This is a genomic window from Thainema salinarum CENA647 (assembly GCF_057732415.1).
Map to the genome: position 1 here is coordinate 1,063,142 of NZ_JBYJZJ010000022.1, position 26,606 is coordinate 1,089,747.

At 50.6% G+C, this 26,606-nt stretch carries 21 protein-coding genes and 1 pseudogene; 10 read left to right on the forward strand and 12 right to left on the reverse strand.

Annotated elements, in window-relative coordinates:
• Positions 1-95: 95 nt before the first annotated feature.
• The gene (locus AC286M_RS11430) at positions 96-896 is read left to right on the forward strand and encodes an SDR family oxidoreductase (protein ID WP_488204512.1); all 801 of its coding nucleotides are present in this window, start codon (positions 96-98) and stop codon (positions 894-896) included.
• Between the two features lie 157 nt (positions 897-1,053).
• Here the strand turns inward: AC286M_RS11430 and AC286M_RS11435 are convergent, their stop codons facing one another.
• Complete coding sequence (locus tag AC286M_RS11435; protein ID WP_488204513.1) at positions 1,054-2,370, reverse strand: HEAT repeat domain-containing protein; 1,317 nt, start codon at positions 2,368-2,370, stop codon at positions 1,054-1,056.
• Between the two features lie 748 nt (positions 2,371-3,118).
• Here AC286M_RS11435 and AC286M_RS11440 point away from each other — a divergent pair.
• From AC286M_RS11440 to AC286M_RS11465, 6 genes are all read left to right on the forward strand, one after another.
• The gene (locus AC286M_RS11440; RefSeq protein WP_488204514.1) at positions 3,119-4,186 is read left to right on the forward strand and encodes a globin family protein; all 1,068 of its coding nucleotides are present in this window, start codon (positions 3,119-3,121) and stop codon (positions 4,184-4,186) included.
• 18 nt (positions 4,187-4,204) lie between these two features.
• Positions 4,205-4,855 (forward strand): cytochrome c3 family protein, encoded by a 651-nt coding sequence (locus tag AC286M_RS11445; RefSeq protein ID WP_488204515.1) that lies wholly within the window; start codon positions 4,205-4,207, stop codon positions 4,853-4,855.
• Entirely contained in the window at positions 4,852-5,772 is a 921-nt protein-coding gene (locus AC286M_RS11450) for a cytochrome c3 family protein (protein ID WP_488204516.1), read from the forward strand. The genes AC286M_RS11445 and AC286M_RS11450 overlap by 4 nt, the downstream gene beginning before the upstream one ends.
• Before the next feature lie 107 nt (positions 5,773-5,879).
• Entirely contained in the window at positions 5,880-6,542 is a 663-nt protein-coding gene (locus AC286M_RS11455) for a Tll0287-like domain-containing protein (RefSeq protein ID WP_488204517.1), read from the forward strand.
• 149 nt (positions 6,543-6,691) lie between these two features.
• Positions 6,692-7,297: a hypothetical protein gene (locus AC286M_RS11460; RefSeq protein ID WP_488204518.1), complete on the forward strand. Its 606-nt coding sequence runs from the start codon at positions 6,692-6,694 to the stop codon at positions 7,295-7,297.
• A gap of 14 nt (positions 7,298-7,311) precedes the next feature.
• Complete coding sequence (locus AC286M_RS11465) at positions 7,312-7,773, forward strand: thioredoxin domain-containing protein (RefSeq protein ID WP_488204519.1); 462 nt, start codon at positions 7,312-7,314, stop codon at positions 7,771-7,773.
• A 110-nt stretch (positions 7,774-7,883) separates the two neighbouring features.
• Here AC286M_RS11465 and AC286M_RS11470 read toward each other — a convergent pair whose 3' ends face one another.
• The 9 genes and pseudogenes from AC286M_RS11470 to AC286M_RS11510 all read right to left on the reverse strand — a co-directional run bounded on the left by AC286M_RS11470 (position 7,884) and on the right by AC286M_RS11510 (position 21,120).
• The gene (locus AC286M_RS11470; RefSeq protein WP_488204520.1) at positions 7,884-8,804 is read right to left on the reverse strand and encodes a pentapeptide repeat-containing protein; all 921 of its coding nucleotides are present in this window, start codon (positions 8,802-8,804) and stop codon (positions 7,884-7,886) included.
• 322 nt (positions 8,805-9,126) lie between these two features.
• Entirely contained in the window at positions 9,127-9,504 is a 378-nt protein-coding gene (locus AC286M_RS11475; RefSeq protein WP_488204521.1) for a DUF760 domain-containing protein, read from the reverse strand.
• 100 nt (positions 9,505-9,604) lie between these two features.
• Positions 9,605-10,174, reverse strand: coding sequence for a sensor histidine kinase (locus AC286M_RS11480; protein WP_488204522.1), 570 nt, complete (start codon positions 10,172-10,174; stop codon positions 9,605-9,607).
• A gap of 42 nt (positions 10,175-10,216) precedes the next feature.
• Positions 10,217-11,430 (reverse strand): annotated as a pseudogene (locus tag AC286M_RS11485) (ISAzo13 family transposase).
• A 204-nt stretch (positions 11,431-11,634) separates the two neighbouring features.
• Positions 11,635-12,481 (reverse strand): IS5 family transposase gene (locus AC286M_RS11490; RefSeq protein ID WP_488203451.1). Its coding sequence is split into 2 segments (ribosomal slippage): positions 11,635-12,105 and positions 12,107-12,481, totalling 846 coding nucleotides; the frame shifts between segments, so codons are not numbered across the junction.
• Positions 12,482-12,507: 26 nt separating this feature from the next.
• Positions 12,508-14,736 carry a GAF domain-containing protein gene (locus AC286M_RS11495; RefSeq protein ID WP_488204523.1) on the reverse strand — a complete coding sequence of 743 codons (2,229 nt, stop codon included), beginning with the start codon at positions 14,734-14,736 and terminating at the stop codon, positions 12,508-12,510.
• 19 nt (positions 14,737-14,755) lie between these two features.
• Entirely contained in the window at positions 14,756-18,010 is a 3,255-nt protein-coding gene (locus tag AC286M_RS11500; RefSeq protein WP_488204524.1) for an ATP-binding protein, read from the reverse strand.
• Between the two features lie 316 nt (positions 18,011-18,326).
• Complete coding sequence (locus AC286M_RS11505) at positions 18,327-20,066, reverse strand: sensor histidine kinase (protein ID WP_488204525.1); 1,740 nt, start codon at positions 20,064-20,066, stop codon at positions 18,327-18,329.
• A 115-nt stretch (positions 20,067-20,181) separates the two neighbouring features.
• Positions 20,182-21,120 carry a GAF domain-containing protein gene (locus AC286M_RS11510; protein WP_488204526.1) on the reverse strand — a complete coding sequence of 313 codons (939 nt, stop codon included), beginning with the start codon at positions 21,118-21,120 and terminating at the stop codon, positions 20,182-20,184.
• Between the two features lie 444 nt (positions 21,121-21,564).
• On the opposite strand from AC286M_RS11510, the gene AC286M_RS11515 reads away from it, so the two are divergent.
• The 3 genes from AC286M_RS11515 (at position 21,565) to AC286M_RS11525 (ending at position 25,373) form a co-directional block, all read left to right on the forward strand.
• Positions 21,565-22,737 (forward strand): quinone-dependent dihydroorotate dehydrogenase, encoded by a 1,173-nt coding sequence (locus tag AC286M_RS11515; RefSeq protein WP_488204527.1) that lies wholly within the window; start codon positions 21,565-21,567, stop codon positions 22,735-22,737.
• A 436-nt stretch (positions 22,738-23,173) separates the two neighbouring features.
• A complete protein-coding gene (locus tag AC286M_RS11520; RefSeq protein ID WP_488204528.1) occupies positions 23,174-24,175 on the forward strand; it encodes a choice-of-anchor A family protein in 1,002 nt (333 codons plus the stop codon).
• A gap of 62 nt (positions 24,176-24,237) precedes the next feature.
• Positions 24,238-25,373, forward strand: a protein-coding gene (locus tag AC286M_RS11525) for an IS630 family transposase (RefSeq protein WP_488204529.1) whose coding sequence is annotated in 2 segments (ribosomal slippage) — positions 24,238-24,670 and positions 24,670-25,373 — 1,137 coding nt in all. Because the reading frame shifts where the segments join, the coding sequence is not laid out codon by codon here.
• A 150-nt stretch (positions 25,374-25,523) separates the two neighbouring features.
• Here AC286M_RS11525 and psb30 read toward each other — a convergent pair.
• Both psb30 and AC286M_RS11535 read right to left on the reverse strand, forming a co-directional pair.
• A complete protein-coding gene (gene psb30 / locus AC286M_RS11530; protein ID WP_488204530.1) occupies positions 25,524-25,664 on the reverse strand; it encodes a photosystem II reaction center protein Ycf12/Psb30 in 141 nt (46 codons plus the stop codon).
• A 450-nt stretch (positions 25,665-26,114) separates the two neighbouring features.
• Positions 26,115-26,597 (reverse strand): sterol desaturase family protein, encoded by a 483-nt coding sequence (locus AC286M_RS11535; RefSeq protein ID WP_488204531.1) that lies wholly within the window; start codon positions 26,595-26,597, stop codon positions 26,115-26,117.
• Between the last annotated feature and the right edge of the window lie 9 nt (positions 26,598-26,606).

Sequence of the window (26,606 nt, forward strand, 5' to 3'; positions counted from 1 at the left end):
TAGTGGCGTTAATTGTACGTTTTGAGGTTAGATGCGATCGCACTTGCTCGCTCTCAATGCAGCTTACAAATTAAACCTTCATTCCACAACGATCTATGAAACCCTTGGATGGACAAATTGCCCTCGTTACAGGCGCTAGCTCTGGTATTGGTATGGCGGTGGCCGTAGCACTAGCGGAAGCAGGTGCCAAAGTTGGCGTCAACTATTACAAAGGTGAGGAGAGCGCCAATCAGGTCGTACAGCAAATTCAAAACCAGGCCGGTGATGCGATCGCGATTCAAGGAGATGTCAGCCAGGAAGAAGACGTCCTACGCATCTTTCAAACTATGAAAGATCAGTATGGCACAATTGACATCTTGGTCAACAATGCTGGCATCCAAAAAGATAAACCATTCATCGAGATGACCATTGATGATTGGAACAAGGTAATTGGCATTAATTTGACGGGGCAATTTTTGTGCGCTCGCGAGGCGATCAAAGAGTTTCTACAGCGGGGCGTTGTGCCCGAACGTTCCTGTGCGGCGGGCAAAATTATTTGCATGAGTTCGGTGCATGAAGAAATCCCTTGGGCGGGACACGTTAACTATGCTGCATCCAAGGGCGGCATCAAAATGATGATGGAAAGTATTGCGCAGGAGTACGCGGCTCAGAAAATTCGCGTTAATAGCATTGCGCCAGGTGCCATTAAAACTCCAATTAATCAGGATGCTTGGGATACACCGGAAGCGAAAGAGAAACTACTACAGGTGATTCCCTATCAGCGGATCGGGGCTCCAGAAGATATTGGCCAAGCAACCGTTTGGCTGGCATCCGATGCATCAGACTACGTCACTGGCACAACGCTTTATGTTGACGGTGGTATGACGCTTTATCCCGGTTTCACTACGAACGGTTAATCGGACATACGGTTTTGATCTGTACCGATTTGATCAATACCGAAAAAGCGCCGTGTCCCCACGAAAACCGTTCCTTACATGTGCAATGCCCAATCCTCAGCACTGCCTCATCTGTAGCGCTCAATCTGTAGCGCTAACTTTGAGAACTGGTATTTTGCTACCACTCCCGAAGTGCGATCGCAACTCCCTGACCCAGCGTGCTGTTCTCATCCAACTGCTGCTGAAGTTCCTGCAATCGTGTAAAAGCGGCATTGGGATTGAGCTGCTTTAAAGCTGCGATCGCATGGAAGCGCACCGCTGAATTGGTGTCGGCTAGAAGCTGAATCAACGGTTCCAGGGCCGTATCTTGGTCAAGCTGTCCTAAACCCAGAGCTGCCGCCTGCCGCACCGTATCGGAAAAAGACGGGTGAGTCATGGCGTGAGCCAATAAGGGAGCGGCCTGCGATCTCAGGTCAGTATCCTGAATTTGACTCAGTCCCCGCACGATTTCGACCTGTACGTCGTCCTGCTCTAGCTTCAAGCCCTCAGCTAGCCCGTCTAGTGCCGTTTGCGATTCAATCCAGCTCAGGGTACGAGCCGCATCAACCCGTAGCGGCATCGGCGTATTGGGTGACAGCAGCACCTGCTGGAGAGCTTCTGCTGCCGCATCTGTGCCTAAGCGTCCCAGCGCAATCATCGCCTGACCGCACACGTCCAGATTCAGATCCAGCAAGCAGGGCTGAATGTGAGCCACTAAGTCAATCTCGTTCAGCAAATCGCGTCGCCGACTCAGTCCAACCAGCGCTTCTCGCCGCACGGTGGATGCCGTATCCGCCAGCCTCTTCAGCAACACGGGTGTCACCGCCGGATGGTGGAAACTGCCCAGTGCTTCAACTGCGATCGCACGAATTTGGGGCTGAGGTGAGTCCACAACCCGCAGCAGCGGCTCAATTGTTTCCACGGTGCGGATTTGTGACAGTGCCTGTACGGCTGACAACTGCACGTCAGGATGATCCAGTAGATCCGCTAACGACTGAATGGCCGTGGAGCCGAGATTCGCTAAAGCCGAAGCAGCGATGGTCTGAAGTTCGTCATCCTCCGCTGTTTGTAGCAGTTCCGCCAGCACAAGAACGACTTCTGGCGCGTTGAAGTCACCCAGCAATCGCGCGGCAAACCAGCGCACTTCATCATCACAGTCTTCGTCCTGCACCAGGTCAATTAAAGGTGCGATCGCAGCGTTACCAAACTTCGGCACTAGTTTGGCGGCATCCCATCGGGACTGAAAATCCCCATCCACTAAGCTCTGGATAGCCAAATCTAACGCGGTTTGGGTGTCGGCATCTTCGGCAGTCTCGCTATCGGGATTAGTGGGTTCAGGGGATGCAGACTCTCGCCCCGACCGCTCGGGAGCGATGAAGCGTTCTAAATACTGATTGACCAACGACCAGTCCTGCTGCTGAGCCGCGGCTTGAGCCTGCTGCAATCCATCAACCATGCAAGATTCACCTAAACCAAGAGCGCTCTTTATTTAATCCTATGACATTTGACTGGTGCTTGATGTAAAAACTGCATAAAAGTAATGTTTTTAGTGCAACTAAATTGACCAGATTGCGAAATTTAATCGAAATCATATTTCAGTTTTTTGTGCAGTTGAAATTTTGATTCCATAACAACGAATTTCAGGATAATCACTAACTCAGCGAGGGTGAATACTATTTACTAGAAGGAAATCTTGGTGGAGATACTTCTCATTTAGGATTTAGGTTTCGCAGTAGCTTGTTTGCAATGATTAGTCCAATCATTGCTTTTATTTTCCCCGAAATCGGTTGTTTGTAAAACGAATTATTTTGTATATAGAGCTACAAAATAATTTGCGATTGCGAATTTTATGCGATACCTGCATGAAGAATGTGCATTTTTTGCAAAACCCTATTTTTTTTGTACTTAACTATACGAAAGGTACTGAATTACTTTTATAACCTTATTGGTGTAATAACTCCCAAGAGCTACTAAACAGATAGTGTGAGCAGTTGGCGTATTCGCCAGTTGTAGCTACTTTCAGTTGGCGGCGCAATTTGACGTGGGAATTTTACTTGAAAATCAAGAGGTAGTATGAGTGCCTTCCTGTGTTCTTAGTGTCAGCTAACACTGTATCTATTCAAGACAAAATCAGAACTGCGAAATAGAAATAATTGCTTTTTGCAGATTTCCGTTGTTAATGATTAAGGGGAGCGGTCTCACTGATGACTACAAAAACGGGGTTACAGATAGAGCTGCTAGAGCAGAGTTTCGAAAAAATTAAGCCTCAAGCAAACGATTTTGTTACTAGTTTCTACGATAATCTCTTCACGGATTATCCAGCCGCAAAGCCGCTGTTTGCTCATACAAATATGTCTGAGCAAGGTAATAAATTGCTGATGTCTTTGGTGCTAGTCGTTGAGAATTTGCGTAAGCCAGAAGTACTGAGCAATACCCTAAAAGGTTTGGGCGCACGCCATGTTAAATATGGTGCGCTGCCAGAACATTATCCGTTAGTTGGCAACACATTGCTAAAAACGTTCGAACAGTATCTGAGTGAGGATTGGACACCTGAAACCAAGCAGGCTTGGGTGGATGCCTACGGTGCCATCACCGAAATCATGCTGGATGGAGCTGATTATTCCCAAGTTGAGGTGGATTTGGCCTCTGCGCCTGCACCTGCTGTGCCCGCAACGGATACTGAAACGGGACTGAAGGTGGAACTGCTAGAACAGAGCTTTGAGAAAGTGAAGCCGCAAGCTAATGCGTTTATTACTAGCTTCTACGACAATCTGTTCATCGACTATCCAGCCGCGAAGCCGTTGTTCGCCCATACCAACATGGCGGAGCAGGGCAATAAGCTCTTGGCCTCTTTAGTTCTAGTTGTAGAAAACTTGCGCAAGCCGGACGTACTGAGTGGCAGCCTGAGAGGTTTGGGTGCTCGTCATGTCAAATATGGCGCACTGCCAGAGCATTATCCTCTCGTCGGCAATACGCTGCTGAAAACTTTTGAGCAGTATCTGGGTGAAGACTGGACGCCCGCCACCAAGCAGGCATGGGCAGATGCCTACGGAGCGATTACCGAAATTATGCTTGATGGTGCCGATTACTCTCAGGCGGATGTCCAGCTTGATTCGGTTGATCCTGCTTCTGTTGCAGCGGCAATGCCGACTGTTCCAGACGCATCACCAGCCGAACCAGCCAGCGAAGCTGCACCGATGAGTAGCAAAAAACTGGCTGCCTTTGGTGCCGGAGCACTGGGCATTATCGTTCTACTCATTCTCTTTTTGTAGACATCTTGGGGAGCTGTCATGGCTGACCAGCGCCGCCGAAGATCCAGTTTGCGATCGCTATTTACCGTCAAGACCGCCATTATTTTCATCTGCATCGTGCTGATTGGCTGGGTTGGCACTGCCTTTGCGCTAGATAAAAAGACCATTTTTTTGCCAGGCGAAACGTCCGAAGGTCATTTTTTATTTGAAGCCTCCTGTTCCTCTTGCCACGAGGGATTTAAGCCCGTCAGTAACGACACCTGTATGCGCTGTCATGAAGCTGAAATGGCGGAGGATGCCCACGGCCCCAAGAAGTTTCGCGATCCGCGCTGGGCGGCTGAACTTGAAAAGTTGGAGGTACTAACTTGTACGACCTGCCACAACGAGCATGTTCACATGTTTGGTCGGGGGGTACATCTGCAGCCCGATCTCTGTATGACCTGCCACGAGGGCATTATCAGCGGCGATCTAAAAAGTCACGACGGCTTTACCGCCGATGGCTGCTGGACAGCCGGTTGTCACAACTATCACGATCACCGCTCGATTTCCACCGGATTCATCCGCCAGAATCTCGATCAGCCGATGATGTTGCCAACTCCGACTATGCCGGAACGCTTAGTAGAAGCTGAGTTAAAGACTGCACCAAGCCCGGATCTGAGTCGTGAGTTCTTGGCGGGAGGTGCACCATGATGCACTCTCCAAGAAGCTTAATATCCCGTCTGATTGCAACCCTGGCAGCGGCTCCCACCCGCCTACTCGCCTACCCTTCCACGTTCACTACCTTAGCGAGAAACAGTCTAATCCTCTCCTTCGCAGTCTTAACTCTCGTCTTCAGCCCTGCCGTCCCAGCTGCTGCCGATATTACCGATGCTGAATTGGAGGAGATTACTCAGCTTTGGCAAGATAGTGCCCACGCTTTAGCCGATGTCAACTGTTCGAGCTGTCACTTGGCCGAAGAAACGAACGCGCTGATTGCTCAGCCGACTCACGAGAGCTGCCAGTCGTGTCACGAGCAAGCGGTGGAAACCTTTCTGCTCGGCAAACACGGTATTCGGCTGCTGGAAGGACAGTCGCCGCTGACTCCGGCAATGGCTCGTATTCCGATGCAGCCAGCCGCGCACGGCAAGCCGATGAACTGCAACGCCTGCCACAACGTGCATTCAGTTGATACCTACCAGGCGTCGGTTGATTCCTGTCTCACCTGCCACAACGACACCCACTCGTTGAACTACAAAAATTCTAAGCACGCCCAGCTCTTTCTGGCTGAAGGCGAGCTTCCCCGCCCGTCATCTGCATCTGTTACCTGTGCCACCTGTCACCTCCCTCGCCATGAATCGGCATCGGGCACGGTGCTCGTGAACCACAACAACACCTTCACGCTGCTACCCCGCGATCGCATGGTGAAAGAGGTCTGTCTGAACTGTCACGGCATGGAATATGGCTACAACAGCATCTTTGATGACGAACTGGTGGAATCCAATTTTGCCCGTCCCCCTGATCAAACCCTCCAGACTCTGGAGATGGTGCGCGCACTGGAGGAAACCCGGTCGGGTAGCGCATCAGCCTCGGATTCTCAATCAGAATCTACTCCAGAATCAGGCTCATGAGGTGCCAAACCTCATGACCTAACTAGCGGATGCTCGCTCCCACACTCAAACACCACATTCAAACCGATTTTAGTCCTGAGGCTAAAAACATTAGGAAGGAGAACGACATGATTGCAAATCACTATTTAAGCGGCTGGACGAGATGGCTACGCACCAAGACCGTTGCGTTTATTGCCATTATCCTCAGCGTTTGCGTTATTGCTGTGGGCTGTAGCAACAGCACCGCACAGCAGGATTCAGCGGATGGAGTTGCCCCAGAGTTGGTGGCGGATTATATTCACACCGCACTGGCGGCAGACCGCACGGCCTACACCAAGCACGTCGTCAACCGGGCTAAAACCCTAGAGGGCAAAGTCAAAGATGATGGTGTCCTCGCAGTTGAAGCGACTGAAGGCTGGCAGCAAACCAATGGTATTCCCCTGCCTGCTCAGATGTTCCGTCTGGGTTCTGAGATCGCCTCAGAGGATGGCACCTTTACCTATAACCTGATTTCGCCTTGGAATATTAATGACAGCCAAGCTCCTAAAAATGAGTTTGAGCAAACAGCGATGCAGCAGGTTTTGGACACCGGAGAACCGTATAAGGACTATCAGGAAGTAGGTGGAATGCGCTATTTCTCGGCGCTGTATCCCGACATCGCGGTCGCGGAAGCCTGCGTCACTTGCCACAATACTCACCCGGTTCACCTCGAACGCTATCCCGATAAAGTGTTCGAGATGGGCGACGTGATGGGCGGCGTCATGATTAATATTCCTCTAGAAGGGGCTTAAAGTTTTCCACAGAGGAGAAGGCTAGCCTTCTCCTCTGTGGAATCACAGCAAAATTATTGCGATCGCACCTTTTTAATCTTTCAACTTTCTAACTTTCCAAATTTCGGATTGCCTTTCTCAACGGTGCTTCAATAGGCTTGACCCACGCCATGAAACCCAGATTTTCTACGCTGATCATTTTGACGCTGGTGACGGCGGCCCTACTCCTGCCGTTTGCCTTTAGTGCAGGCTATTTAGATGCACTGAGAAATCGCTCGGTCGATCTGCATCACTTGTTGAGAGGCGAACTCTACAAGCAGGCTACGGGTTACTTATCGTTGGCCTTTGTTGGGCTAGAAATGGCGTTAACGGTACGCAAACGCAGCCTCGGCTGGAAATTCAAAATTCGAATCCCTGGCTCAATACAGTTTTGGCGCAGCTTGCACATCTTCGCCGGAGTGGGTCTGGTTGCCTTGACGCTGGTGCACACGATTGGCTCGACGGGCGCTAATTTTAACTCTGTTTTTCTCTGGGTCTTTTGGGGCGTAACGCTATCTGCCCTAATCGGTGCAGTGGCCGAAACGGGCATCTTGGAATCTCCCCGCAAATACTTTGGCCTGGCCTCACCCAAAGTCGGAAGCTTGACGCTCGGTACCACCAAAGGCCCTCTCATCCGAGGTTTACGCGCTTTCTGGTTATCGACGCACATCATCCTCGTCACCGTCTTCTGCCTCATGCTCGGCGTTCATATTTTTCTGGCCTACTACTACCAGTGAACAGCAGTAACGTTATGCTAAATCGACTCAACACTCGCCTAACCTGGGCCGTCGGCTTAGTGGTTATGTTCATTGTGGGTACTCTATTCCTGACGCGCCCTTCCGTGTCAACCAGCAGTCTGTCGCCGGTTTCGGGGCTGATGTCGTTGCGGCAGATGGCACAGAGTTCGATGTTGTATGAAACTGCGATCGCAAATCAGAAACCGACGCTCGTCGAGTTTTATGCCAACTGGTGTACCACCTGCCAGGGACTGGCACCGACGCTACATGAGCTACAGCAGGATTACGCTAACCAAGTCAATTTTGTCATGCTCGATATCGACGATCCGCGCTGGGCAGCACAGGTCGATCAGTATGGGGTTACTGGAGTGCCGAAAATTGTCCTGCTCAAGACCGATCAGCAAGTTTCAGATACCTTTATTGGCAGACTGCCCCGCTCTGTTCTTGCTGAAGCCATTGGTCAACTGCTGCGGTAGTAAGGATTGTGGATTAAATAGCCTGTAAACCTTTCGATCTGTAGGGACACGGCATTGCCGTGTCCCTACCCCAAAGATTTCCACCTTATTAAATTCACACTCCTCAGTACCTAAATTCCCAACGCACCATTCTCCTGTAGCCAGCCAATTTGAGCCAGCGTCAGTCCCGTTACACCCCCAAACACCGCACCATTCACCTGGGCATCTGACAAATCGACGCCTTCCAGGACGGCATTTTCTAAATTGGCATGTTGCAAATTCGCGCCCGTTAAATTTGCATAGGACAAATTGGCATCTTCCAAACAGGTGCCAAACAGGCTGGCGTTGGTCAAATCGGTATAGCTTAGATTGGCATCGGTCAAGTTCGCCCAGTCGAACTGAGTTTCCGTCAAAATTGCGTGAGTCAAATCGGCATCTGAGAGGTTTGCACCCAGCAGATCCGCATCGGTCAGATTGGCGCTGATCAGACAGGCTGCCACTAAATTTGCGTGCTCTAAATCAGCTCCATAGAAAGATGCTCCGGCCAAGTTGGCGTTGCACCACTGGCTGCGGCGCAGTATGGCTCCGCCAAAACTAGCCTGACTAAAATCGCTGCCGCATAGATTGGCTTCAATCAAGCTGGCATTTTTAAAGATGGCATTGCGTCCTATCGCCTGACTCAAATCGGCTCGATCTAAGTCAGCAAATAGGGCGTGGACACCATTCAAAACCGCACCGTGCAAATTTGCTTGTGCGGCTGTGATACCTTCCAGATTGCTTTGCTCTAGGCGAGCCCGCGTCAAATTGGCTTTCTTGAAAATGGCGTGTTTGGCATCTACCCGGCTCAGATTCGCCAGGATGAGCGTGGCGCGGCTGAAGTCGGCCTTCTGGCAAGACGCGTAGGACAAGTTGGCAAATCGCAGATATGCCTTTGTAAACTGGCCGCGATCCAACTGCTTCCCGCATAAATCAATACGACTCAGTTCAGCCCGACGCAGCGATTTGCCATCGTGAACGCGAGTTAAGACTTCATCTAGGGTGAGTTGAGCCATAGCCAGTTCCAATTCAGTGTTCTAATTAACAGTTTAAGAAAATAATTTGTGTAATCCATTACAGAATATCGGCTCTTGCCGGTTTGAGCTGTCTTCTGTCAAGAAATCGCCACATAAGATGAGATTTGCTTAACAAAACGAAAAGTAATTCATATGGCTGTAGTCAGCTCTGTTAGGACACGGACATTTTTGTGGCGCGGCTTAGCCGCGCCACAAAAATGTCCTAAACCATGTGCAATATCTATGGAATTTAAAGGCCATGAAGGGCGGTCAAATTCGCATCGCGAATTTGACCGCCCTTCATGGCCTTTAATGAGCTGTTCTATGCGTCTTCTAAATCGGAGTCGAATAGCGAATCTGCGTCAGTTGTAGAAACATCGCCAGCAGCGACGAGTGCTTGCTCGAACTGCAGCCGCTGTTCTGCGCCACGGAGGAAGTAGCCGCTCATCATGGCGGAGGCGAGTAGACGACCGAGTTGCTCGCGGTTAGTGGTAATGGTTACATCAAAATGCTCTGGAGGCAGTCCTCCCAATAGGCCAATAATGTTGCGCTCCATCATTTGGAACGTTTCGGAGGATGCAGGTTTGGACAACTTGGCAATCGTTTCGGGTGCCATTGACTGCACGTATTGCATCAGTGAGCTATCGGAGGCTGCATCACCATTGAAAAAATTAGAAGTTTGCTTGGATGCGTCTTTCACGGGATACCTCGTTGCGAACCGTTGAGTTAATCACTTGCTTATTCACTTATTTAGAGTGTAACGAGAGAAAAGCCGTCTGACAGTCGGTAGAACCGAACTCTTAATAGACGGCACTCCGGATAGAGTCATGGCTGAGTTGAAGATTGGGCGCAATCGGTAGGGTGACGGTAAAGGTGGTTTTGCAATCGCAACTTTCCACCTGAATCTCACCGCCCAGATGATGCACCAGTTCTCGCACCAGGGCTAAGCCTAAGCCTGTGCCGCCCTGCTGCCATCGGTCTGTGCTGGGCACCCGATAAAACTTTTCAAAAATATGGGGCAGTTCTTGGGTTGGAATGCTGGCTCCCGTGTTGCAGACGGTGATCTGGAGCTGATCGAGCTGATTGCTGTGCTGCGGCAGGATAGCTACTAGTTGAATCTGTTCATGGGGCGGCGTGTACTTACAGGCATTGTGCAGCAGTTCACCAACAATGCGGCTGATGCCATCCTGATTCGATTCAATCATGGGCAGCGGTTGCGGAATTGCGACCTCAAGCCGAAGCTGACGGGCATTGACACGGCCCTGGAAGGAATCGGCCAGCGTGGGCAAGAGCAGATTCAGATCAACCTCTGCTAGTTCTAGCGGTTGGCGATTGGCTTCCAAGCGCTGCAAGTCCAGCAGGTCGTTCACCAAGTTAATTTCTTGCTGACATTCTGCATTAAGGATTGTGAATTAAATAACCTGTAATTCTGGTTTTGCTGTGTAATTCCATTGCGGCAGAAGCTCGTCGAAGACAATCTTCATGTTGGCTTTGAAGTCCTCAGCAACTTTACGACCCTTGTGATACGTTTTATCGAGAATCGTCGTAAAGACCTTGAGACCTGTGCGAGTGGTTGCCTTTTCCATCAGCTCTTTTACCATCTGGACACTCTCAAAAATTACCCCTTGACACCTGCTTGAGACGTGAGGAAACAAGCGGTGTTCAATTGGATTGTACTTGGAGGTATAGGGGGGATAGTGAGCAATGCGAATTTCAATCCCTAACTCGTTGACCAATGCTTGCAAGTCTTGCTTAAAGATGTAGTAGCGAGAACTGTTACTGCCCCCACCATCGCAAAGCAGCAAAATCGAGCCAGCTAGGGGATAGCGTGCTTTGCCATAGGTGTTCCACCAGTAGCGAATCGATTCGCAGGCAAACTCACTGGTATCATGACTCGTGCCGATCTGGATGTAGCCAATATTATCGCTCAAGTCGTACAGTCCGTGGGGAATAGCGACGCCTTCTGCGAGCGTTGCCCAATCATGGTCAAACACTTCGACTCCCTGCTCTTGAGTGTACAGTTGCCCCGCTCGATACAACTTGCCAATTAATTCTCTTTTTTTGTGTCCATACTCATGACGGGATTGCCAGCAGCTTGATAGGTGCCTTTCAACTGCTCAATCCGCTCAAATTGTTCATTGCGATGTTCACTCTCCCCAGTTGCCAGTCTTTTCACCGCTTTGCGTTTACGAAAGTTGTGCCGCTCCAACAACTGATCGACCACCGTCACACTCACGTCAATTCCGTCCTCTTTCAGCAAGGCCACAATCTCATGGCGCTTGAGATTAGTCCACTTCACCGTCTCATCCATGGGTGAACCCGCCGTGTGTTGCTCCAACACCTGCAGAAATGACGCATCTAGCCCTTCAATGGTCTCAAATGCTGACTTCCGTCCACCTCCCACTTGACGAATCCGTTCCCGTTTGAGAGCAGGTTCATCATCCAGTTCTGCCAGTCCCAACGCTAGGGTTGCATGATGGCATCCGAACAACTCTCGGATATAGGCTTGCCCACCATATCCGAGTTTGATCGCTTCAATGGCGGCATAGCGACGACGATCCTTCTCAGACAACGATTGATAATAGCGTTGCATTTGAGCTTCAATTGGCGCAGGGTAGGGTTGCATTCAGGTTCTGCTTCATCTTCTATTGCTCTAGCTTACAAATACAGACGGTAAAATTACATCTTATTTAATCCACGATCCTAAGGATTTTGAGATACTGAGCAATGCGCCGCACCAGCGATTCTGGATGAGCCGATAAATCTAGGTCGAGGGCTGACTCTGCGCGAGAATTAGCTGGTGTCGCTGTGTGGGATTTGCCATTAGAGCCTATCCGAAAACCTCAGATGAGCGAAATGTGATGACCGCACTGGCAAGTTGTAAGAACGCCAGATAGTTTTCGGGCTTCTTCTCCCAGCGGATCAACAGACGGCGAAACCGATTCATCCACGAATGAGTCCGTTCGACCACCCACCGTCTGGCCCGATAGTTGGGAATGTCGTGAATCACTAGGTCACCCTCGTTTTGAGGCGGAATATGCCCTTGATAGCCCCACTGCTTGAGAATCTGGCGCACCGGGTGATAGTCGTAGCCGCGATCCAGACAGAGATGTCTTGATTCCTCGTCCTCCACATCCGGTGGCACCAGCGGTTGAGCCTCTAAAGTTACCTCAACAAGTTTCATGTCATGCCGATTAGCGGGTGCGAGCACAAAGGCCAGTGGGATGCCGTTGCCATCGGTTAAAACCGAGCGCTTGGTGCCCAACTTGCCACGGTCAGTCGGGTTGGGGCCTGTCTTTTTTTCCCCCCAGTGGTGCTTTGACCATCGCACCATCCATCGATTGCCAATGCCAGTCCACTCCTTGAGTGCGGGCATACTCCATCAATCCCGCCTGCCAAAAGCGAGCAAACGTGCCGTTGGTTTGCCACTCTTGAAAGCGGTCATGCACCGTACTGGAGGCCCCTAAACACCGAGGCAACGCATTCCACTGACAGCCGGTGCAAAGGATGTAAAAGATCGCATCTAAGGCTTGGCGATCATCCATGCGAGGGCGGCCTCCCTTAGGCTTGGGTGGCTCCTCTGGAATCAGAGGATGCAGGCGCTCCCACAGCTCATCGGGCACCCGATAACGAGGGTCAATTTCGACGGTTGAACGAGGAGGCGTCACGGTAGACATCTGGGACTGCTCCTATGGCGACACCTTCACCTTAAGCACTCATCTCTCGAACAACATCGGTTTTCGGATAGGTTCTTAGTAGGATTCGGGGCATCGACTCGCGTGGAATCGATTTCGTCTTGCGGCGACAGATGGGTCATGACCAGTTGGCGGAGCGTCAAGTTGAGCATTTGCAGCGCCATTTTCATATTAGTAATCGGCGATCGCAACTCGTGGGACACCGTACTGAGGAAGTCATCTTTGAGCTGATTAAGTTGCTCAAGCGCTTCCACCTGCATTTGGGCAGCGGCAAACAGACGGGCCTGCCGAATTGCGATCGCACATTGATTGGCCACCTGCTGCGCGAGCTGAATCTCGGGCTGGGTGAAAATTTGGTTTTTGGGGCGAGTCAACCACAAATCGCCGAGGATGCCCTGATCGTCAAAAATCGGACAGGCCAGGAACGTAATTTCTCCCCGCACGGGATGAAAGTCCACAAACTGCACCCATTGCCGCTGCAGCAGTTGAGCATAGACGTCTTTGCGGCCCGACATCGGCCAAATCTGGTTGACTCCAGTGGGCACTTCAACCGTCGCGTATTCGTAGCGCACCCGTGACTCTTGGCGCTCCAGGTCGTAAAATGCCGTATCGCAGGTTTGAGCGTCTAAGCCAATCGCTAGATCTTTAACGACGGCCTGCATAATCTGCTGCTCATCCAGGCTGTCTCGCACGTTGTCGGTAATCCGCTTGAGCAGCGCGTCAAACTGGCGAGCCTGCTGCAGTTGAGCCGTTCGCTCCTGTACCTGCTGCTCTAGCTTTTGATTAAATGCCTGCACGTGACCATAAAGTTGGGACTGCTGAATTGCGATCGCAACTTGGCTGGCTAGCTGTTTCAACAATTCGATTTCCATCTCCGGCCAGGGACGCGGCTCAGAACACTGATTGGCCAAGAGTAGCCCCCACAGTTGCTGATCAAACACAATCGGCACCACTAAATTGGCCCGCACCCCGAACGATTCCAGCAGTTCGACATGGCAGGGGGTGAGATTCGCTTGATAAACATCCTGAATCGACTGAATTCGCCCCTGCTGATACTGCTCGACATACCGCTGGGCAAAACAGTGGTCGGTAATCGTGCGGCCCAAAGCGCTGAATTGCGACTGCATCACCGATTCCACAATTACCGTACCGCTCCAGTCAGCATGAAAGCGGTAGATCAGCACCCGCTCAATCTGCAAAAACTGACGAATTTCCGTGACCGTGGTCTGCAAAATGGTCTCGAGATCCAGCGATTGACGGATGCGCTGACCAATATCAGCCACGAGTTTCGTCTGTTTGGCCTGCTGCCGCAGCAGTTGTTCCGCCTGGATATGGACGGTGATGTCCTGCACCACACCATCCCGCCGGAGCGGATTGCCGTCTACATCGCAAATGAGATAACCGCGATCGCGCAGCCAGCGAATGGTGCCATCCGGACGAATGATCCGATAAATGGCTTCGCCACAGGGATTCTCGACCCCGATTTGGGCAAAGATCTGCTTTGTGCGAACCTGATCGTCGGGATGAATCACCTCAAACCAAAGATTAGGATTGTCAAAAAATGCCTCAACTGGATAGCCATATACGGCTTCAGCGACCGGATTCAGATAAATCATGTACGATTTATCGACGGCAGTTGACCAGACCACTTCTTCCAGCGAGTTTAAGATACTGCTCAGGCGAGCTTCACTATCCTGTAGCGTTTGCTCAACCGCTTGGCGAACCCGGATCTCATGCAATAGCGCCTGATTCGCAGCCGTGAGGGCGGCTGTGCGTTCCTCCACCCGCTGTTCAAGGGTTTGATTGAGCTGTTCAATTTCGGCTTTAGCGGCCTGTAGCGCCAGTTGATTTTGAACGCGGAGGACGACCTCTTGCGGGTCAAAGGGCTTGGTGATGTAGTCAACTCCGCCCACCTCGAAGGCCTTAGCCTTGTCGCCAATGCTATCTAAGGCGCTGAGGAAAATAATGGGAATATGGCAGGTTTCGGGTGCAGCTTTGAGCTGTTGACAGAAACTGTAGCCGCTAATGTCGGGTAATCGAATATCGAGCAGGATTAAATCGGGCGGAGCGGCTTGAATTCCCATCAGCGCCATTGAGCCACTGATGGCCTTGCGGATGTCATAGCCTTGGTCGCTGAGGGTTTTCGCGAGGAGCGACAGGTTCTCCAGCGAATCATCCACAATTAAAATATGCGGTTGGGATTGGCAATCGGACGAATATCCAGTCTGCCCTGTCATGTCAAATCTCCCTGCTCGCTCAAGTTCGTTCCTGAGTCAGTTCCACAATTCGATCAAATCGCACCTGTAACACCAAGTCTGTGAGTGCGATCGCAAGTTCTACCTGCTCTGTTGGCATGGCGTTAATCAGCGCAAAGACGCGATTCTCGTCAAGTTGAGTGGCAGCCTCATATAATTGGTGCACCCAAGCAGATGGCATAGTGGCAAGCTGACTGGTAACTTCTTCGAATTGCTCAGGCGAACGGAGGCTATTGCATGAGCTTGGATTAAGAGAAGACGGTAAGCTTAGCGAATGAGCTGGGGGTGACGCTAAGTTGCCATTGGTGCCCGTACTTGTAACATCAAGATTTTTGATATCAAGATTATAGACGTGTTGATCATAGACGTATTGAACATCTAAATGTTTGGCTAATATGTTGAAGATTGCATGAGCTAAAACAGGCTTTCGTAAAAAGTCATCACAACCCGCTGCTAGCACCACGGCTCGCTCTTCTTCAAACGCGCTAGCGGTCACTGCAATGATAACGGGTGGTGTCAGATTCATCTGCTTTGCCCGAGCTTTAATCTGACGAGTGGCCTCATAGCCATCCAGCTCCGGCATATGCATATCCATCCAGATCAGGTGTGGTTGCCAATCCTGCCACTGTGCGATCGCATCATTGCCATTGCTAGCCTCGCGCACCTCAAACCCCACAGGCTCAAGATATCGTCGCAGAACGAGGCGGTTGGTTGACCGATCATCCACTACCAACAATCGGTAGATGGGCTGTTCCGCCGCTAAGCCAATCACGTTGCGCTGCGCTTTGGGGGAGTCCTGAGGGCTGCAAAGATCTGGCACCACTGCAATTGTGAACGTTACAATCGTGCCTTCTCCCAGCGTACTGTGAATTGCAATGTCTCCCTGCAGCAGCTGCACAAACTTTTTACTGATAGCCAGCCCCAACCCAGTACCCTGCTGAGACCGCCGACCGGCTTCCGTTTGCATAAACGGCTCAAATAAACTACCAATGTCGGTGGCTGCAATCCCAATTCCTGTATCAATTACCTGGAAGCGAAGCATGATGGGCTCGTCTGTAGGGATGTCTGGTGGGATCGGTACAGCAGCGATTATCGTTGGCTCGGATATAGCAGACGGTTTCACATCAACCCGCAGCGTTACACTACCCTTCTGAGTAAACTTAACAGCGTTGCTGATCAAATTCAGCAGGATTTGGCGTAGTTTACGTTCATCGGTATAGATAAACTGTGGTACATCTGGCGCATACTGAACGACGAATTGTAGCTCTTTGGATGCAGCCCGGAGCTCCATCATGTCTTCGATGGTGCCGAGCAAGCTATACAAGTTAAAGCTTGATGCTTCAACGTCAATGCGACCGGCTTCAATCTTCGACATCTCCAGCACATCATTAATTAGCTCTAGCAGATGTTCGCCGCTGCGGCTAATCACATCCAGGTCTGACTTGTGGGGGGCTAACGCTGGCTCATGGCTGAGCAGTTGTGAAAATCCCAAAATGGCGTTCAGCGGCGTCCGGAGTTCATGGCTCATACTCGCCAAAAACGCGCTCTTGGCCTGGTTGGCGGCATCGGCTGATTCTTTGGCCTGCTGTAGGGCTTGAAACTGCTGAACCAGGCTAGCTGCCATCAGCTTCACGTTATTGATTAAAGAGGTAATTTCTGTGATGTGGCTAGCTGGCCACTGCACAGGGCGCTGATCCGATAGATGTTTGGGCAGATTGGTGGTGACATGAGCCAGCTGAGCGACCGGACGAACCAGTTGGCGGCTGAGCAGAAACGCTAGACCTAGTGCGCCAGTGGTGAACAGTAAGAGAATGGCCAGATTTTTGATGTTGATTTCTTGAATCGCAGTGACGTAGGGGGCGGCTGGTAGTTCGATAATCAGCGTCCAGGGGATGCCTTCAGCCAGCGGCGTTTCTTGGACAAACATGGATTGGGCCCAACGCTGCATAAACAGTCCTGCTGGTGGCAACCACTGATAGGCGATCGCTGAATCTGCAATGGGAATAACTGTTCCCGTTTGCTTTAAATCAAAGGGGTATCCTAAGTTGCGATCGCGATGGCTACTGGTCACAATCTGCTGATTCGCATCAACCAGCGTGGCAAAACTATCAATCCCTTGATTTTCGTTCTCAATCAGACTCTGTAACTGCTGTAAGCCAACGATACCTATGGCAAATCCTTGTAGCTGATTGGTTTGAATCGGCGCAGCAAAGACAAGCTCGGTTGGTTCTGCCAGTGTCAGTAACGCCGCGTGAGGTGCATCCGAGCGTAACTGAGAACGAATCTGATCGAGGTCACTGGTCGCTAATGGGGAGAAGGTGGCTGATCTGGCTACTTGGGAGCCAGATGCTGCTGAATTCGGTTGCGGGTCAAGCTGTGAACGAGCCAATACGCTGGCTGATGCAATGGGGGCATCAGCCACGATCTCTCCGTTATCGGTCAAAATCAACAGCCGATGAAAGCTGGGAAATAACCGCTGCACAGCTCCCAATTCGATCTGAAGCAGATTCTCTTCTGTTATCAAACTGGTTGAGGACGGCTTGTTCTCGGCGATCCGAACCAGTTCAGTAATGGCCACTTGATGCTGCTGTTGCCATGCTTCTAGCTCGTGCTGGAGATGATTCGAGATATTTTGCAATTCAACTTGCTTATCGGCCACAATATCGCTGACAACCTGGCGACTATCAATTGCAACGAGGAGCAGCGTTGGAAAAAAAACAAAGGCAACGAGTAGGTTGAACAACGTTTGCTGAAGCGAAAGCGCCTCAATGGCTTTGGGCCGCTGCACCCAGCGGTGGATGGGAGAATAGATTAACAGTAGGCTGGCAATCAGGGCATTAAAAATGCCGTTGGCTGATTGCTTCAGCATGATGATTTGGGTTTGTACCAGGTCTACCCCCATCGCCCCCCGATAAAACAGCCAAATCAACGGCATGCCGATACACAGCCAATACACCATATCGAGCAGGACTAGATTTTGCCGATAGTGCCAGTAAAACCAGCCGACGAAGATGGCCTCAGCCGCAAAGATCAGAATTGAGTAAGGGTGTCCCCACAGAAAAAACGTGCAGCTAGCGGCAAAAATGGCTGCCGTAATTCCCCAGCGGTAGCCATAGAGACACAGCACTAGCCAAACTGCGATCGCACCGAACAAAAAGTCAATGTGAAAGAACAGCGACCAGCGGAAATAGTTACCGAGGAAGCCAGCCGCCACCAGGAACGCTAATCCGACAGTCGACTGATGATGTCGTGTCACTAATAAGACCTTGCTCCATCAATACGGGGAAACTCAGCCACACGCCTTGATCTTAGTGTTTAACGTCTTCTACCTTTGGGTAGAACTGTCATTCCTGGTACAAATCTAAATACTTTTTAACCGGCTTAAGCAAACTGCAACTGGCTTAGGATGATAATCACGCTCAAGAGGTCGGTCTGGTAGGAATGAAATGCCCACGGCATGGGCTTTTGAGCTTATAGTTGTTTTGGGATGTTAGGATGCTTTCTGTATAATTAGTAACATTTGCGGTGCTAGTCATAGAGGTTGTCGCCAGCGTGATGAGTTGAGTGAACCGCTAGTCGCGTGCGATCGCAAGAATCACCTGACTCAAGATCCGACCATCTTCAAGCTGATAGAGATTAAATTCACCGCCAATTTCCTGCGTCAGCCTTTGGCAGATCGCGAGGTGCAGGCCGGGTGGCTCATTCAACGGTGATGGTGCCAGCAAATCATGGGGCTTGCCCTGCTGAAGCTCAGCCAGCAGTGTGTCATCAACAGAGCCGTTATCGGTAATAGACAACTCTAGCCAGCGCTGATCAACCAAACGACACCAGATATCAATCCGGCCACCGGAGAGCGATCGCAAACAGGCCGATTCCATCATTTCATGCAGAATAAACTCAATTTTGGCCACATCGCCCGCCACATCTAAATTGAGTTCATTATGCACCTGCGTCCAAAGCTGGCGCTGATGCACCAACGTTTCAACCCGCTCCATCATCCGCTTCAGCAAACTAGCAATCGGCACCGTCTCATCCTGGGGCTGGAGCTGCCATTCTTCCGTTTCAATCGGACGTGCGATCGCATCCAGTGTCCCCTCAGCCTGGCGCAAAATTTGCTGCAGCCGCATCACATTCATCGTGGCGCTTTGGGGTTTCGTAATCTGCTGGCTAACCTCGGTCAGTCGTCGGACAACTCCACTCAAATTCCGCTGCAACTCCTCTAAGAAATGCTGCTTATACCAGTTCAACTGCTGGAGATGCTGCCGCTGTCCCGACAGCTGATTGACCAACATGATGTAGCGGCGGCACCAAGCATACTGTCCAGCCAGCGTACTGATCAGATCCAGGTGGCGCTCTGACCAAACCCGATCCGCTCGATCTGCCACTAGCAGAATTCCCGCCGGATGATGCATCGGTGCAGTGCGTAGCGCTGTCAAGATAACGGTGCCAATGCCTGCACCAATCAGCCACTGACGAGAAGCGGATGGTAAATCGGTGGCCATCAGCGGCAAGATTCCCTCTGCCTGGATCGCCCATTGAATCACGGCTTCCTGCCCGACAAACAGCGTTGCCTCAGCATCAATCTGGTAAGCTTTTTCCTTCAACACAACCGCTTCAATCTGAGCCGTTTCCGATCCCTTCGCCCAGGTAATCAAAGCCGCTAACGGCGCTTGAACGGCTTGTAGAATCTGCTCTAGGGCCTGTTGATCGAGCTGATCTAAATGGTGAATCCGCTGTAGAGTTTTGGTGCCCCACTGAAGATTTTGCTGGAGGGCTTGCTGTTGAGCAATATCCCGCTGAAGCTGCCACTGGTGTAAGATCACCCCAATTTGCTGAGCTACCGTTTTCACCAGATCGCGCTCAACTCGAATCCAACTGCGCGTGGCGTCATGAGCGACGATAATCATGCCCTCTAGCGGTTTGCCAATGGCAGTGTTGCAGGTCAGCAAAGACTTGACGCCAATATCCAGCAGCGGCTGCCGCCAAGCCATTAACTTGAGATCATCGTCTAGATTCTCGATGCCAATCGGTTCCGCCGACTTCTCTAGCATCTTCCGATCAACGTCATTCAGTACGCTAAATGGTTGGCGAATATGCTGGCGATGGTTGGGATGATACTGATAGCTCACCTCATAGCAGTGCTGATCCGGATCGTAAATCAACACAAAGACATGAGTAATCTTGAGTCGGCGACACAGTTGCTCAGCACAGGTATTCAGCGCTACTTGCCAATCGTTATCACTACAAATGGCCCGCGAAATTTCCGCCGTTAACCCCTGATCTAGCTTAATTTGATCAATGGTTTCTTCCATTTCCGAGAGGGGAGCTGCTAGAGCGACGAGCTGAGCAACTCCTTGGACATATTGTTTTTCTTCCTCTGTCCAAATCCGTGCTTCTTTGCCCTCGACAGCCAGAAAACCCAGCAGCTCATCTTGAAATAAGATCGGAGCCGCAATTCAGCGATCGCGCATTGATCTGCTGCATTAAGCGAGTGGTGGTGTCGGCTTTGAGGGAGCTTTGGGCTTCACCAATCGCCACCAACTGATCTGCCGCCAGGGCTTTATAGAACGTACTCACTTCCTGGACTGGAATATGCAATTCGGGCAGGGGGTCTCGTGGTGTGGTGAGTGATTTATTGGGATTACGCGAACCAACGCGCCGCCAGAAATAGCGTTGCTCACGGGCAAACCAGTAGATGTTGGTGCGATCGGGCTGCACAAAACAGTGGGTTTCCGCCACAATCGCTTCCAACCGCTCATCCAAGTGATTGAGATTCCGCAACTTACCCAGGAGCTTAAACAGCGGCTGTTCCGGGCGCTTGGTTTGCCGGCGCTGCTGCTCAATTTCAGACTGATAAAGCGCTTCTGCTAGCGAACCGAGTAAAACGGACAGGCGAGCCTTTTCGCCAGAATGCGGTGAAACCCCCCAAAAGCGTGACCCCAGCAGTGCTAAACCAAAACAGCGATCGCGATGCCGAATTGGAAAGATCATCGTGCCCTGAATTTGGTAGGTCTGAGCCGCTTTCCGCCATTCTCCTGTCCGTGATTCTTCTCGCAAATCCGGAATGCCAAGCGGTCGCTGCTGAATTACCACCTGTTCTAAAATATCGCCAGGATTGAGCGAGAAGCGCTGTCGTAAAAAATTCGATTCCCCATTGGGTGTAAATCCCCCTTGCCCGATAATCCGATGGGACATCCGGTCGTACAGCCCAATCCAAACCAAGGCATAATCAAACCCTTCCTGCATGTAGCGGATCGCTGTCTCAACAAGCACAGCAACGTCCTCCTCCTCACGCAGGGTTTGGAGGACGCGCCCTAATGCTACAAGCTGCTGCTCGTAAGCCGTTGAATCATTCGGCAGGGACATGCGATTGTAAAATCAGTAAATTCAGACTAGATGGAACTTAACCGTAAATCAAGTTGCGACCTGTAGATGCAAATCCCCAACAATTCAGTCAAAAAATTAAACTAACCTCATATAGCGCGAGCTTGTTGGAGATAGGGCAAGATGAAACCCTGCTAAAATCTAGATTTTTGGTTGGATTGCTGGTGAAATATGTGCACGATGTACAGTCTGGTTAATTAACTTGCCAATTAAAAAATGGAATGACATAACAGATTCAAAGAGCTCCTGTACGTTATATTTCACAGGAGCAGCATGAAATGCGCATATTAGGGGCAATTCTGCTCTGTGCCTTATTGTATCGGTGGCAAGTTAGGTTGTGTGGAGATAGTAAAGATTTGCGCTGCTGGCCTTTTGCGGATTCAATATTTTAGATGTTCAATCCAATGTTCATCAATGTAGAACGCAGTGGAACGTATCTTGGTAAACGCTGACCTTTATCGGCTATTGGTTCCTTCCATCTTATTCGCCTGGCTCAAGGCCGATCCAGAGTGGTTACACCAGAAAACGATGCAAAGTTTGCACTGGTTAGCCCAGGCGAGCGTGGCTGATAACCAGACTCAGGCCGCGATCGCAACCGGAATTCTGACTAGATTACAGCAGTCTTTGGTTTGCCAAGACGATCGGCTTCAGCAAAATCACTGGGGATTGACGTTTCCCAATCCAGTTGGTTTGGCAGCAGGATTTGACAAAGATGGTGTAGCGGCTCCTCTATGGGCTAATTTCGGCTTTGGCTTTGCGGAACTAGGCACTGTCACCTATCACGCTCAGCCTGGCAATCCCCAACCGCGCCTGTTTCGCCTCTTAGCCGATTACGCAGCTTTGAACCGTATGGGGTTCAACAATCGGGGAGCAGCCGATTTGGCGGAACGGCTCACGCAGCAGTGGCAGCAGCATCAGCGGCAGATTCCCATTGGCATTAACTTAGGCAAGTCCAAAGTGACACCGCTAGAATCCGCTGTGGATGACTATGTCGGTAGCTTTCGGCTGCTGGAAGAACTGGGGGATTACTTTGTGGTCAATGTTTCTTCACCTAACACACCCGGTTTGCGATCGCTCCAGGCCATCGAGCAGCTTAAACCCATTCTGACGACGCTCCAGCAGGAAAACACAGCGCAGAAACCATTGTTTGTCAAAATTGCACCCGATTTAGCTTGGGATGATATTGCCGCTGTCGTAGATTTAGCGCGAGATTGTGATCTAACGGGCGTAATTGCCACCAACACCACGATTCAAAAAGAGGGACTGAAGACCCAAATTCTACGAGAAACGGGCAATCCCATTACTGCAGAAGCAGGGGGGATCAGCGGTGCGCCACTGCGCGATCGCGCAACGGACGTGATTCGCTTTATCTGGCAGCACACTCAAGGGCAATTTCCCATCATTGGCGTGGGCGGCATTTTTACGGCTGATGATGCTTGGGACAAAATCACGGCAGGGGCGACTCTCGTGCAACTCTATACGGGCTGGATTTACGAAGGGCCAGGCGCATTGCGCCGCATCAACCAAGGATTACTGGCCCATTTACAAGCCAATGGCTTTTCTAATATTTCTGAAGCCGTTGGCTCCGCACATTCTTGATTCGACCCTTAATTCTTATTCTCAACCCTGGTTCTCAAGCTCGGATCGGATTTCCTGATCGGATGCTTGGTTCTACTTGAGCGGACTGATACCGATTCAACTTATAGCGATAGAGCGATAGCCATATTGGCTAGGACATTTACGAAATTCAACGTTTAAGCGTTTGGATGGTTTCAGAATTTTCTAACGTCTTAACCAATGTGACTACTGCTATATATATTCAGTGTATATCAGTATTTATTTTTGTGAAAATCTACGAGATATAAGTGAAATCACGCAGAATTATTTTTGCTGTCATCCTGATTGACAAGATTGATTTAAGCTCGCCAGCCAAAGATTTAAGATTGCTCTTATAAGTATAAAAAACCGCAATATCACTGAAAGCCGCTGCTCTCAAAGGAGTTACTTTTAATACATATGACTCCTAGAGGCTAACATGATTTTCCAACGATCTATTCGCAAAACTCCCTGGGTGGCTCTACCGCTGGCCATTGCGATCGCAGCTGGTGTTTCAGGCCGTGCAGATGCGGCATCTTTTGGGGTTGCCGATGACTACAATGTGTTTGTCTTTGGCGACATGAATCAAAGCTCTGATGCCGAAGGACGCGTCGCAGTTGGCGGCAATGCTACGTTTTCCAATTTTGGCATCGGTGACCGCTTAAGCAACTCCAATGGAGCAGATACGCGTTTAGTTGTCGGCGGTGATTTGACGTATAACGGGGGCCAAATCTTCGGTGGTGGCGCTGTTGTCGGTGGTCAGGTTAAAACCAACATCAACTTCAACTGCACCCCTAACTGTGGCGTTACAAGCGGTAAACCAATTGATTTTGATGCCGCCAAAACTTATTTCACAGGTTTTTCTGATCAGCTGAGCGACTTAGGCGCAACGGGCAATACCGAATACAAATGGGGTGGTATCTGGCTCCAGGGCAACAGCTCCGCCGACTTGAATGTATTCACCATTGACGGCTCTAAATTTAATGGTTCCAGCTACCTTAACCTAAATGGCATTGGCAGCAGTTCTACCGTTGTATTTAACATCCTGGGGAATGCGGTTAGCATTGCCAACTTTGGGATGAATTTGGGTGGGCTTGATCCGTCGAAGGTATTGTTCAACTTTGTGGACGCTACTCAGGTTCAAACCACGGGCTTTTCATTTGCGGGTAGCGTACTGGCACCGAACGCCAACTTTACGTTCAACAACGGTAATGTTGAAGGTCAGTTCGTTGCAAACTCTGTATCCGGTAGTGGTGAGTTCCACAACATCAGCTTTGAGGGACAAGTGCCAGACTATATCCCCCCCGATCTACCTCCGGAGCCTGAAGAGCCCGGTAATGGTGGCCCAACCGAAATTCCTGAACCATCAGCGATGGTGGGGCTAGCGCTAGTGGGCGCTGCGTTGAGCCTGCGTCGTCGCGCACAGAATCTTCCAAACTAGTGGTGCGTCAACAAATAGATGACGGCCAGCTAAAGTAAGAAAAACACCTCTTACTTTCGGTCATGGTCAAGAAATACATCGTGGATTTGAGTGCTGAAGAACGGACTTACTTAGAACAGTTCGCGACAACGGGCCGTCGCGCGGCGGATCACATTACCCGTGCGCGCATTCTGCTCAAAGCCGACTGCAATCAACCCAACGGCAGTTGGTCAGATCAGGCGATTGCGACGGCCCTCGACGTCGGGGTTCGCACGGTCGAACGCGTCCGCCGTCGCTTTGTGGAGTTCGGGCTGGAGGCATCATTAGTGCGACGCACCGGGGGTGGACGCAAACCAAGCTGCTTGAATGGCGAACAAGAAGCCCATTTGATTGCCTTGGTCTGTAGTGAGGCTCCGGCGGGTCAGGCACGGTGGACATTGCGCTTGCTGGCAAGTCACATGGTGCAACTCGGCCATGTTGAGAGCGTGAGTCATGAAACCATTCGGCAAACGCTGAAAAAAACGAATTACAGCCTTGGAAACAAGACTGCTGGGTAATTCCGCCAGAACAGAATGCCGAATTTGTCTGCCAAATGGAATCCGTGCTGGAAGTTTACCAGCGCCGCTATCACCCTGACTTCCCCATCATCTGCCTTGACGAAGCGATGAAACAGCTCGTCAAAGAAACCGTCGCACCAGTGCCGGCACAACCGGGACAGCCACAGCGACAGGATTTTCAATATGAGCGCAACGGCACCGCCAATCTATTCATGTTATGTGAACCGATAGCGGGGTGGCGACACGTTGAGGTGACGCGACAGCGCACCGCTGTTGATTATGCTCATTTGCTCAAAGATGTTGTCGATCTGCATTATCCCGATGCCCTGCTCATCACGGTGGTGCAAGACAATCTCAACACCCATACACCCGCCTCTCTCTACAAAGCCTTTGAACCGGCCGAGGCGCGTCGCATTCTCAATCGCCTGGAATTTTGCTATACCCCTAAGCACGGCAGTTGGTTGAATATGGCCGAGATTGAGTTGAGCATTCTGGCTCGTCAATGTTTAGACCGACGCATCGCTGAATTTGAACCCCTGCAACGTGAAGTTTCAGCCTGGGTAGAGACCCGCAATCAGCAGCAAACGTGGATTGATTGGCGCTTCACCACCGAGGACGCACGCATTAAGTTGAAACGACTTTACCCGTCAATTAATTCTTGACTAACCACTAGGCTGCTAGCGTTCAATTCACTGTAGAGCCTCAGCGCTCACATGAGTCTCGAATATCAGAAATTGAACTTAAAAGGGAGCTGCGGCATGCCGCAGCTCCCTTTTAACGCTGAAGTTTAACGCTGAACTAGCTGATCCGCTTTAGAGATCGCCGCCTCGTGCAGCCAACAAGAAAATGACTACTGGGCCAGCAACCACAACCAGCGCCAACATTGTCAGCTGGGCGATCAGCTCAAAATTGATACTCGACAGAGCTCCAGTGATACCTGATAGAAATTCCATTAATCCTCCCAAGCAAAGCAGGCAAAACAGTCAGAAAACACTTGTATAGTCGGTTAGTATTTTATCCGGTATCTGGCCTGAAATTTTAAGTAAGTTTACAAAAATCCAATTAACTATATCAGCTTGGCTGTCTTTCTCATATTCCGGATATGCAGGCCCGTATTGAGCAAGCTGCTTAACAGGTGAAGGCTACGTTGGGCAACATGCATTAGCCAACAAAACTCGGCTTGGTACAGCATTTCATTAGACCTGATGCACTGACACGACCCGTTTGACTAGTGTGCTTAGGCTAATGGTGGGCGAATGACAACGGCTCAAACTATTAATGCTTGTTGAATAGAAGTCAAAGCTTGCCCACCATCTCAAAATCCTGCTATTCCCAAAAAGCAGATCAACAAGGGATCTGCACCCGGTCGTCCTTGATAGCCTATAGCCTCTGACAGCCTTTTCCTACCACCAGCGCAGTTCCAAATATCCTCGCTCCGGCTGATTCTGCTCTTCCTCCGTCAGCCAATCCACGGCCTTGTAGGTACCAAATATATGATCCCACCAATCTACGCCGAGGCCAAAGTTATGATGCCACATGCCGTACTTGTGGTGAACATAGTGGACAGGCATCTTCATCCAAAAGCACTTCTTGGGGTTTTCGTGCTGGAGCTGATGAGCATAGGCGGAAAACGCTGCGTAGATGATTGCGCCAATGGCCCAACCAATACCAGCCTCAAGCGAAACGAAAAATGGGATCACCATCAGGACTAAACTACCAACGATGTAGTCTCGGAATTCCCAAATCACACCTTGGCCTTCATTTCGGCGATGGTGATCGCGGTGTCGCTGCCCCACCCGCTCGGAGGCATGCATGAGACGGTGTATCCAATATTCGACTAAACTTGCGAGCACAAATGCGATCGCACAACAAATCACTGCAACCATATGGCTCTC

Coding starts and splice junctions, on each gene's coding strand:
- AC286M_RS11435 (WP_488204513.1), bottom strand. CDS start 2,370: ATGGTTGATGGATTGCAGCAGGCTCAAGCCGCGGCTCAGCAGCAGGAC.
- AC286M_RS11495 (WP_488204523.1), bottom strand. CDS start 14,736: ATGACAGGGCAGACTGGATATTCGTCCGATTGCCAATCCCAACCGCAT.
- AC286M_RS11465 (WP_488204519.1), top strand. CDS start 7,312: ATGCTAAATCGACTCAACACTCGCCTAACCTGGGCCGTCGGCTTAGTG.
- psb30 (WP_488204530.1), bottom strand. CDS start 25,664: ATGGAATTTCTATCAGGTATCACTGGAGCTCTGTCGAGTATCAATTTT.
- AC286M_RS11450 (WP_488204516.1), top strand. CDS start 4,852: ATGATGCACTCTCCAAGAAGCTTAATATCCCGTCTGATTGCAACCCTG.
- AC286M_RS11470 (WP_488204520.1), bottom strand. CDS start 8,804: ATGGCTCAACTCACCCTAGATGAAGTCTTAACTCGCGTTCACGATGGC.
- AC286M_RS11460 (WP_488204518.1), top strand. CDS start 6,692: ATGAAACCCAGATTTTCTACGCTGATCATTTTGACGCTGGTGACGGCG.
- AC286M_RS11505 (WP_488204525.1), bottom strand. CDS start 20,066: ATGGAAGAAACCATTGATCAAATTAAGCTAGATCAGGGGTTAACGGCG.
- AC286M_RS11535 (WP_488204531.1), bottom strand. CDS start 26,597: ATGGTTGCAGTGATTTGTTGTGCGATCGCATTTGTGCTCGCAAGTTTA.
- AC286M_RS11430 (WP_488204512.1), top strand. CDS start 96: ATGAAACCCTTGGATGGACAAATTGCCCTCGTTACAGGCGCTAGCTCT.
- AC286M_RS11520 (WP_488204528.1), top strand. CDS start 23,174: ATGATTTTCCAACGATCTATTCGCAAAACTCCCTGGGTGGCTCTACCG.
- AC286M_RS11510 (WP_488204526.1), bottom strand. CDS start 21,120: ATGTCCCTGCCGAATGATTCAACGGCTTACGAGCAGCAGCTTGTAGCA.
- AC286M_RS11445 (WP_488204515.1), top strand. CDS start 4,205: ATGGCTGACCAGCGCCGCCGAAGATCCAGTTTGCGATCGCTATTTACC.
- AC286M_RS11455 (WP_488204517.1), top strand. CDS start 5,880: ATGATTGCAAATCACTATTTAAGCGGCTGGACGAGATGGCTACGCACC.
- AC286M_RS11440 (WP_488204514.1), top strand. CDS start 3,119: ATGACTACAAAAACGGGGTTACAGATAGAGCTGCTAGAGCAGAGTTTC.